The sequence below is a fragment of the Dactylosporangium sp. NPDC050688 genome (assembly GCF_040654515.1).
GTDB lineage: Bacteria > Actinomycetota > Actinomycetes > Mycobacteriales > Micromonosporaceae > Dactylosporangium.
Genome location: NZ_JBFAIC010000144.1, coordinates 1 through 7,343 on the forward strand (window position 1 = coordinate 1; position 7,343 = coordinate 7,343).

Here is a 7,343-nt window from a genome sequence, read left to right on the forward strand (position 1 = left end):
GTTCCGCTCCGATCTTGACGGCCGGGCAACGTGTTGGCCAAGAGGAAGCGGGCAGAGCCCACCACCTGCATGGATGGCATTCTCGGCAGGCGCAGGGCTGCACGGAGTTCGTCGAGTTGGGCGGCGTCGGGGTCGTTTCGCAGCTGCGCCCGCGAAGGCTCGGTCATTTCTCCTGGGATTCGGTCGTGAGAGCGTCGTTGAGGGAGACGAGGCCCTGTTGGAGGCCGAAGATGGCGGCCTGCGTGCGGTCCTGGAGGCCGAGTTTGGTGAGGATGTTGGAGACGTGGGACTTGACGGTTTCCTCGCTGAGTGTGAACGCCCGGGCTATCTCCTTGTTGGAGCGGCCCCGGGCCAGCTGGGACAGGACCTCGCGCTCTCGGGGGGACAGGACGCGGAGCGGGCCGGTGTCAGGCTCATTGCGAACGCGGTTGACGAGTACGGCCGTAACGCTGGGGTCCAGGAAGCTGTCTCCGACGGCGGCGGCGCGGACGGCTTCGACCACCCGTTCGGTCGCGGCGGTCTTGGGTAGGTAGGAGAGCGCACCCGCACGGACGGCCTCAAGAGCCCGGTCGTCGGCGGGGAAGGATGTGAGGATGATGATGGCGGGGCGGTTGCCTCCCGTTTTCAGGGCGCGGAGTACCCCCAGGCCGTCGAGGCCGGGCATCCTCATGTCGAGGAGGACGACGTCGGGATCGAGGGCTCGGATGGCCGGGACCGCGGTGCCACCGTCGGTGCACTCACCGACGACACGAATATCGCCTTCCTGTTCTAGTACGAAGCGCAGACCCTGCCGGACGACCTCGTGGTCGTCCACGATCAATACTCGGATCACGATGTCCGTCCCGGAATCCTCAGGCGTACGGAGGTACCCTCGCCGGGTGCGCTCCTGATCTCTAGCGTGCCACCGAGCTCGGTGACCCGTTCCCGCATGAGGATCAGCCCCATGCCGTGCTTCGCCCCGGCGTGAGCAGGGTCGAAGCCGGTTCCGTCGTCCTCGACCGCGGCCATGACGACGCCCTCCAGTTCGGCCAGGCTCAGTTCGATCCTTCGTGCCCCGCCGTGCCGTGTCGCGTTGCTGAGGGCCTCCTGGACGACCCGCAGGACGGCGTGCTCGGCTTCCGGGCTCAGCGTGACGGCCGCGATCGAGCGGGAGATCCGGATGTCGAGTCGGGTCTCGTAGGCACCGCACATCTCCTCCAGCGCCGGCACCAGCCCGGCGTCCTCCAGGGCGACGGGCCGCAGTTCCAGCAGCATCGCGCGCATCTCGTGCATGGTCCGGTCGACGGTTTTTTCCATGGACTCCGCCTGGTGGTGCAGCGTGCTTCCTTCGGGCAGTGCCCGGCGCAGGCCGCCGGCGAGTAGATTGATCGAGAAGAGATCCTGTGAGATCGAGTCATGCAGCTCGCGGGCGATGCGGTTGCGTTCGATCCGTCGGGCGGCGATGCCCGCGGCAACGCGTTCGGCCTCGACCGCGGCCTCCAGGCGTTCGGCCATCCGGTTGACCCCGTCCTCCAGCCGCCCGACCTCGTCGTCGCCCGATACCTCGATCCGCGAGCGCAGATCGCCGTCGGCCACCGCGGAGGTCCGTTCGACCAGCCGCCGGACCCGCCCGATCAGCCGCCGGGTGGTGAGCAGTCCGAACAGGACACCGAGGGGGATCAGCAGGACGAGGATGATGAGTCCGGGTAGCAGGAGGCCCTGGCTCTGGCTGAACGCGCCGGTCGGCAGCGGCGGGATCCCGGGCGCGAGGTCTACCTCGATGCTGCCGTGGCCGACCTCGACGTAGACCGTCCCGATCACTTCCTGGGGCCCGGGCGTGCCGGAGTTCTTCGCGCTCGCGCCGGTCACGGTGACCGGGCCGGTCGCCCAGCTGAACGGGCGGCCGTCCCGCTCGAGGGTGCCGGAGCGGGGGGACGGTGCCGCGGCCTCTGGCGTCAGCCGCGAGCCCACCGGAAGCCTGCTCTGGTTGGAGCTGAAGACGACGACGCTGTCCAGGCTGGTGATCGCTTCCACCGCGTCGGGAGGTGGGGACACCTGCCCGAACCGGGTGCTCTTGGCCCCTTGCGCAGCCACCTCCGCGAGCAGGCCGGACGGGGGCCCGCCCTCGGCGGAGATACGGCGCGCGACCTCGCTGAGCATGGCGGCGTCCTCGGCGGCGACCTTTACCACCTTCGTCTGTGCCGAGGCGTTCTGGGCGTACTCGATGACGTGCATCGCCGCCCGCATCCGCGGTGCGACGAAGATGAGAAGTACCGCCTCGACGATCAGGACCGCGAGGGCCGAGACGATGACATACGAGGCGGTCATCTGGAACCGTATCCCGAATTTTGAGAACACCGCTCGCCTCCGCCTTGGTGGGTCTCCACCGAGCCTATCCATCGAGGTTGTAAGGAAGCCGCATGTTGTCGCGGACGAGGTAGTGCGGGGACTTTTTTGGCATCTCACTCTCGTTTCCCACCTGGCCAATGCGATGGCATGGTTTGAAGTTCCCTGCGGTCGAATTGTGTGAATGGCAGGGAAAACAATTCAGATACCGACGGCCCCGCCCATGGATTGGACGGGGCTGTTCCGTTCCTGCGGCGCGCTCGCCGGGGTCAAGCAGTACGGAGGGCGTCGGTGGGAGGAAGCCGCGAGGCGCGCACCGCCGGATACAGACCGGCGAGCACACCCGCGACGACCGCCACGCCGAGTCCTCCCCACAGGCTCTCGGCGGGAATGAGGACCGACCATCCTCGCTGGTAGGCCATCGCCGCGGTGACGATAGAACCGATGACCAAGCCCGACGCGCCGCCGAGGCTGGACATGACGAGGGACTCGGTGAGGAACTGCATGCAGATGTGCAGGCGGGTGGCGCCGAGCGCACGGCGCAGCCCGATCTCCGTCCGCCGTTCCAGCACGGAGATGACCATCACGTTCGCGATGCCGATCGCTCCGACCAGCAGCGCGATCGCGCCCAATCCCAGGAAGAGCGAGCTGCCTGACTCCTTCACCGCGAGTTGTGCGGTGAGCGCGTCCGACGGGCGGCTGACCTTGACCCGGCTGGGGGATTCCGGGTTGGCGGTCGGTGCGAGCAGTGCCGACACCTGGGCTACGTGGTTCTCGTCGGCCCGCACGTAGATCCGGCTGGGATGCCCGGAGTACCGCAGGAGCTTCGTGGCGGTCGGGAACGACACGAGAGCCGACCTGTCCACTTCAGGGGCGAACGAGAACGGCTTCAGGATGCCCGCCACGGTGAACCAGTGACCGCCCAGCCAGACCCGGCTATCGGGTCCGACCTGGTTGATGCCGAGCGTGTTCGCCGCGTCGTGTCCGAGGACCACGACCGGGTACGCCGTGGGGTCTAGGAAACGGCCGACGGCGACGCCGCCGTCGAGGGTGCTGAGCAGCGACTCGTCGGCGGCGCGGACCGCGAGACCGCTGGTCTGCGGTGCGGGGACTTTGTCGTTGCGGTAGACGAAGGTGTCCGCGAGCTGCGACGTTGGCGCCACGCTCAGCACGTTGGGGACGGTCCGCAGCATGTCGCTGGCGGTCGTGGGGAGTTCGCTCTCGCCGCCTGAGGGGTTCTGGCCGCTGGAGACGGTTAGTAGGTTGGTGCCGAGCTGGTTGATCTGGGAGAGCAGATTGGACTGGCTGGAGCGGGTGATGCCGAGGACCGCGACGATCGAGGCGATACCGATCGCGATGCCGAGTGCGGAAAGTACGGCCCTCATCCGGCGGGACCGCAGGCCCAGCGTGCCGACCGGGACCAGGTCCGCCAGGCGCAGCACGCTGCGGTCCCGCCGCTCGGGTGGTGCCGGGGTCATGCTGGTGATGCCCTCGCTTCGCTTGGTCACGGTGAGGCCGCCTGTTCACTCCGGGAGACCACGAGGCCGTCGCTGACCTCGATCCGCTGCTTGCAGGCCAGGGCGACCCGCTCCTCATGAGTGACGATCACCAGGGTGGTGCCGTCCTCGTTGAGTTCGCGGAACAGGTTGAGGATCTCCTCGCCGCGGGCGGAGTCGAGGTTGCCGGTGGGCTCGTCGGCGAACACGATCGCCGGGCGCCCCACCAGCGCCCGGGCGACCGCGGTCCGCTGGCGTTCGCCGCCGGACATCTTTGTGACTTTGTGGTTCAGTCGATGGGAGAGACCGACCCGGTGGAGCGCTTCGGCCGCCGCTTCGCGGCGCTGTTTCGTCGGGACTCCCCGGTACAGCAGACCTGAGGCGACGTTGTCCAGCGCGGTGAGCGCCTCCAGGAGGAAGAACTGCTGAAAGACCACGCCTACGTGGAAGGCGCGCAGCCCGGCGAGTTCCCGGTCCGACAACTTCTCCACGTACTGACCGTCGATCTGGACCGACCCGCTCGTGGGCCGGTCCAGCGCGGCCATGATGTGCAGCAGTGTGGACTTCCCCGATCCGGATGAGCCCCGGAGCGCGAGCATGTCGCCTTTCTCCACGACCAGGTCGACCCCGCGCACTGACTCGACCGGCGGTTCGCCCGGATAGGTCTTGTGGACGTCCCGCAGCTCAAGCACTGCCACTGGGAACCTCCACCTGCTGTCCCTCGCTCAGGCCGCTGCCTGAGATCTCGGCCATGCTGGTGGTCTCGTCGAACAGCCCGGGCTTGACCGCGATGTGCTGGCGTGAGGTCCCGTTGACCACGATCACCTCGTACTTGCCCTCGGGCAGCGCGCGGAGCGCGATCGTCGGCACCGCCAGCACGTTCTTCCGCTCATTGGTGGTGATCAGCACCTGGACCTGGGCCTGGTCCAGGAACCCCTCGATCGTGCCTTTCACCAGGACGGTGACCGGAGCGGTCGGGGCCTGCTGTCCCGAGGCCTGGCCGTTCTGCGGGCCCGTGGCCTGGGTGGCGACGGCGCCGATCTCGCTGATGTGTCCCTCACGGCGGGAGCCGTCGGGAAGGGTGACGATCGCCGTGTCCCCGACCTTGACCTTCGGGGCGTTCGCCGGGGTCAGGTTCACCGTTACGGCCCGCTCGTTGCCGGTGCCGTGCAGGACCGGCTGGCCTGGCTGGAGTGTCTGGCCCAGCTTGAGATCCTGCGCGGAGACCCGCATCTCTTCCGAGACGAACACGATCTGTCCGAGCGGGATCGCGCCGGTCTCGGAACGATGCCTGGCCTCCTGCCAGTCGCGGATCGCGTAGTAGGTCGCGTAGGAGAAGTGGTCGTCGACCGTGAGGTTGCGACCGTGTCCCAGCTCCTTGAGGTTGGTCTCCAACTGCAGGACGTCGGAGCCGTCGGACATACCGAGTTTGAAGTCCCGCCAGGCCGGCCGGTCGCCGACCAGCAGGGCAACGGCCTTGCCGTCGACCTCGTAGGCGGCTTGGCCGCGCTTGACGAACTGGCCGACCGAGGGAAGCCGGGTGATCGTGCCCTGACCGGTGGCGATGACCGTGAAGTCCCCACGGTGGCCGAGGAGGCCGGTGACCGGCTCACGCTCGGCCACATCGGTGCGGGTGACGGTGGCCGTCCCGGTCGTCACCCGGGTCGGGGTGTCGTCCCCGGTCGAGGAGTCGTTGGTTGCCACCACCACGCCGGCTGCCGCGATTGCGGACAGTGCGACGCCTGTGATGACCACCTTCTGGATGCGCCTCATGGTTACCCGGACACCCGGAGGCCGCCAGGGCCGGCGAACTGCTGGCATTCCTTCATCGGTCCGCTGAACGCCTGCTTGCTGCGCAGCTCCTCAGGCAGGTTGAAGGTGCCGTCGGGCAGCGGGTCCGGCCATTTGGACAAGCCCTTCTCCCGCATGCAGGAGGCGAACTTGCGCCACTTGGCCACATCGCCAGCGGCGGCTTCCGGCGCGGCCTGCTCGGGAAGCTTGTTGGAGATCGTCTTGCAGGCTTCCTGGGCGGACTGCGGGGGTTCCGGAGCATCGCCGGGGATGCCCCAGCCGCCATCTGGGCCCTGGATCGGGTCGGGGAAGTCAGGTGCGCCATGCTCACGGATGCACTTGCTGAACTCCCGCATGGTGGCGGCCTCCTGGTCGGCCGGGGCTGCGGCCTGGGTGCCGCTCTTAGCGGGCTCGCCGGATCCACCGCAGGCCGTCAGCATCATCAAGGCTGCGACCGCCACGAGGAGCGCGTTACGAAGTTTCATGCCGGCAACGATGTCGTTCCAGGTGGGAAGACACACCCCCCAAATGTGGCGCCAGCCACTCCCCTTTCGAGCGATGCAACAGTTCGCACACCGTGGCGGCAGTCGTGGATACCGGCGAAGGTCTCGGCGACCGCGGCGCGGACCTCGACGGCGCCCCAACGCTACGGGCAGTCCTCAACCACCCGGAACTGCCCACTGACTGGAGGACCGGGCCGGTGAGCGGAGCGCCGCTTGTTGGCCTTCCGCGTCCTCACACGACACACGGATTCCCAACCGAAGCGGCTACGCTGGCCCCAGATACCCCTTCCGCCTTCGGTTCCGCGCCGAGTTGGCTTCAGAATTCGCGAACTCACGGAGGATGAGGGTGAGCCACGCGACCGGGGTGCCGTCGCTGGACACCACGTACCAGATGGTGTCCGGGCCGGCCGGGGTGGTGCGGGACCGGTAGACGCTGGCGTGCAGTTGCAGGGCGGCGTCTGGGGTCAGGGTGCCGGGCAGGACCGGCGACAGGTACTGGTGGCGCAGGTTCCGGCCGGTCAGCCGGCCGGCGTTGACGTCGGCGCAGGCGTTGATCAGCTTCCATGCTTCGCGCTGCGAGATGTGGTTCATCGACGGTGCCCTTGCCGAAAACCTCATCCGCAGAGGTCAGGCGGCATGTTGGTACTCGTGGAGGATGCCGCCGAGGCGATCGTGTCTTCGTACGTCGAGGCGGGTGATCTGTTCTGGATCGGTGATCGGCGCGGGCAGCGAGCGGAGCGGGCGTGCGTTCGCGATGCCCTGGTGTGGGCGGTGCCGGTTGTAGAACTGTTCGTACTCGCGCAGGGCGTGGAGCAGGTGGCGCTGGTTCCAGATCAGGGTCCGGTCCAGTAGTTCGCGGCGGCAGGTCTGGACCCACCGTTCCATGATCGAGTTCATTCTCGGCAGCTGGATGCCGCTGAGGACGACGTTGATCCCCGCGTCGGCGAGGACAGCGTCGAACAGTTCGGCGAACTTGGCGTCCCGATCGCGGATCATGTACCGGGCTCGGGAACCGTTGTCTTCGAGGTCCATGACGAGGTTCTTCGCGGCCTGTGCCACCCAAGCGGTGCTTGGGTGCCCGGTGGCGCCCAGGATGTGGATTCGGCGGCTGGCGTGCTCGATCGCCGCGAACGCGTACATCCGTGCTCCGGTGAGGGTGACTGTCTCCAGGAAGTCGCACGCCAGCAGGGCGTCGGCCTGGGAGCGTAGGAAGTCGGCCCAGGTGCTG

At 67.9% G+C, this 7,343-nt stretch carries 8 protein-coding genes; all 8 read right to left on the reverse strand.

Going from position 1 to position 7,343, the window contains the following annotated elements:
* Positions 1-163: 163 nt before the first annotated feature.
* Complete coding sequence (locus tag AB0H83_RS51190) at positions 164-814, reverse strand: response regulator transcription factor (RefSeq protein WP_360111133.1); 651 nt, start codon at positions 812-814, stop codon at positions 164-166.
* A 14-nt stretch (positions 815-828) separates the two neighbouring features.
* Positions 829-2,307, reverse strand: a complete 1,479-nt coding sequence (locus AB0H83_RS51195) for a histidine kinase (RefSeq protein WP_360111136.1) — start codon at positions 2,305-2,307, stop codon at positions 829-831.
* A gap of 287 nt (positions 2,308-2,594) precedes the next feature.
* On the reverse strand, positions 2,595-3,803 hold the full coding sequence (locus tag AB0H83_RS51200) for an ABC transporter permease (protein WP_360111151.1): 1,209 nt from the start codon (positions 3,801-3,803) through the stop codon (positions 2,595-2,597).
* A 26-nt stretch (positions 3,804-3,829) separates the two neighbouring features.
* Positions 3,830-4,513: an ABC transporter ATP-binding protein gene (locus AB0H83_RS51205; RefSeq protein WP_360111153.1), complete on the reverse strand. Its 684-nt coding sequence runs from the start codon at positions 4,511-4,513 to the stop codon at positions 3,830-3,832.
* A complete protein-coding gene (locus AB0H83_RS51210; RefSeq protein WP_360111139.1) occupies positions 4,506-5,594 on the reverse strand; it encodes an HlyD family efflux transporter periplasmic adaptor subunit in 1,089 nt (362 codons plus the stop codon). The genes AB0H83_RS51205 and AB0H83_RS51210 overlap by 8 nt, the downstream gene beginning before the upstream one ends.
* A 2-nt stretch (positions 5,595-5,596) precedes the next feature.
* On the reverse strand, positions 5,597-6,097 hold the full coding sequence (locus AB0H83_RS51215) for a hypothetical protein (protein WP_360111142.1): 501 nt from the start codon (positions 6,095-6,097) through the stop codon (positions 5,597-5,599).
* A gap of 282 nt (positions 6,098-6,379) precedes the next feature.
* Positions 6,380-6,706, reverse strand: a complete 327-nt coding sequence (locus AB0H83_RS51220) for a hypothetical protein (protein ID WP_360111145.1) — start codon at positions 6,704-6,706, stop codon at positions 6,380-6,382.
* Positions 6,707-6,742: 36 nt separating this feature from the next.
* On the reverse strand, positions 6,743-7,343 hold a 601-nt coding region (locus tag AB0H83_RS51225; protein WP_360111148.1), incomplete at its 5' end, for an integrase core domain-containing protein.